Annotated in this window: 2 protein-coding genes; both read right to left on the bottom strand. The window is 38.3% G+C overall.

Going from position 1 to position 1,957, the window contains the following annotated elements; genetic code table 11:
• Positions 1-210 precede the first annotated feature (210 nt).
• On the bottom strand, positions 211-630 hold the full coding sequence (locus tag ACRCJ0_RS12960) for a Fur family transcriptional regulator (protein WP_417893599.1): 420 nt from the start codon (positions 628-630) through the stop codon (positions 211-213).
• 40 nt (positions 631-670) lie between these two features.
• A complete protein-coding gene (locus tag ACRCJ0_RS12955) occupies positions 671-1,648 on the bottom strand; it encodes a VOC family protein (protein WP_431390688.1) in 978 nt (325 codons plus the stop codon).
• Positions 1,649-1,957 lie beyond the last annotated feature (309 nt).

Genomic DNA, 1,957 nt, shown 5'->3' with positions numbered 1-1,957 from the left:
AAATTATACGCCATTATATTTATAAAGTCAATTATCCCAAGGTAAATTTGTTGAAAATTCTGTAGTTCAAAAGTGATCATGTCTTGGCTAATAATAAGGGAAAATCGCCTCGGTCATTTACAGGTAAATGCTAGCCCAATTAGCCGCGATTTTAACTACGAAAAAAAAGCTAGATATGCGTCTCTAGCCCCTTTTCAAGAAATTTTTACCTTAGTGACATTCTCTACAAAGTCCTTGTAATTCAATGGTATGGCTGACGATTTCACAGCCTGGTAATTGATCGGCAAAGAATGTCATGGGGCAAGAATTGATTGGAATCGTCTTGCCACAATTTGTGCAGATAAAATGATGATGGTGTCCTAAATGTGGATCACAGTGTTTTCTAAAAACCATCTCCCCGTTGACTTCAGAGGTTTCAAGGAAGTGGTGGTCTTCGAATAATTTTAAGTTACGGTAAATGGTATCAAATGAGATACCCGGATATAAGTTTTCTAATCGTTGCTGCACTTCTTTGGCGCTCAGGAAATAGGCCCCTTCTTCGTCAAAGACGTTTAACATGTCAGCACGTTTTTTGGTGTATTTAAAACCAGCTTCGTGTAGGACTTGCATGGACTCATCTACAAAATTCATAGTTATCACTCCAGTTCCTACTTATTCTAACACGGATTGATTACGATTTGAAGCCATAATCATTGGGCTGTGTTGTGTCGAAATGACGGATTTGCGACTCAATATGCGCACGATTTTCTTCTAAGAATGGTGGTAGAGATAATGACTCTCCCAATGTTTCGTACGGTTCGTCACCCATGAAACCTGGTCCATCAGTCGAGATTTCGATCAAGATGTCACCGATACGTGCATATAAGGCTTCAAAGAAGAAACGATCGACTAAACATGAACTTGGTAAACCGATTTGTTGATACTTGTCGACCCAATGTTGGATGGCATCGTGGTCAGCTACACGGAATGACACATGATGTACTTCACCATATCCTTGTAATCCTGGTGGAGTTACTAAGTCTTTTCGTAGGATGACTTGACCCCCGTTACCGCCCTCGCCTACTTCATATAAGGCTTCTTGGCCGTCGTCTGACAATTGTTTCATGCCATAGATTTGTTCAAGAATTTTACCAAAGTCTTCATAGTAAGATACTGAAATTTCGATTGGTCCTAAACCATAGATGGCTTTATCTTTAGGGACTGGACCATTTTTCCAAGGTTTACCAGGCGCAACACCCTCGTTGTTTTCATCTGAGAAGATTTGAAGGCGTTGACCGTCAAAGTCTTCAAAGCGTAAAACTTTCTTTCCGTAAACTTCTTTAATTTCTTCAGTCTTCACATCAAATGATTTCAACCGTTCTTCGTAGTAAGATAATGCTGCATCATTTGGTACACGCAAGCCAATACGAGAAATTGAATTTGTCCCATAGTAACCACTTGGCACGCTTGGGAAGTCAAAAAATGTTAAATCTGTCCCCGCGTTCCCTTCGTCATCTGAGAAAAAAGTATGGTAAGTATGAATGTCATCTTGGTTAACTGTTTTCTTAACCAAACGCATGCCCAAAACACCTGCATAAAATTGATAGTTCTTTTCGGCGCTTGAGGTAATAGCCGTTACATGGTGAATACCTAATAAATCTGTTGTCATAATTGACGCTCCCTTTTAATAAAATATCTTTTAAGTTTTTATATTTCGAATTAGTATTATAATTATAGCACATTTATATTTCGAATTCAAATTATTATGTTCTAGGGAATTATCCCGTCCTATATATGGTAGAATAAACTTAATATATTGATTATTGGAGGCAAAAAGATGAGCCAAGACACACCACAAAAGCCAAAATATTTCCTGATTTCGGATGCAGTTGGGTCGCTAGTGAATGATATTTTCCAAAGCGTGTCCGTTCAATTTCCATCCGTTGAATTTGATATCACTAATTACCCTTTCATACAA

It is taken from the genome of Aerococcus sp. L_32, assembly GCF_050689315.1.
The sequence above is the reverse complement of the archived record's forward strand: the minus strand, read 5'-3'. Positions and strand labels throughout refer to the sequence as shown.

Coding starts and splice junctions, on each gene's coding strand:
- ACRCJ0_RS12960 (WP_417893599.1), bottom strand. CDS start 630: ATGAATTTTGTAGATGAGTCCATGCAAGTCCTACACGAAGCTGGTTTT.
- ACRCJ0_RS12955 (WP_431390688.1), bottom strand. CDS start 1,648: ATGACAACAGATTTATTAGGTATTCACCATGTAACGGCTATTACCTCA.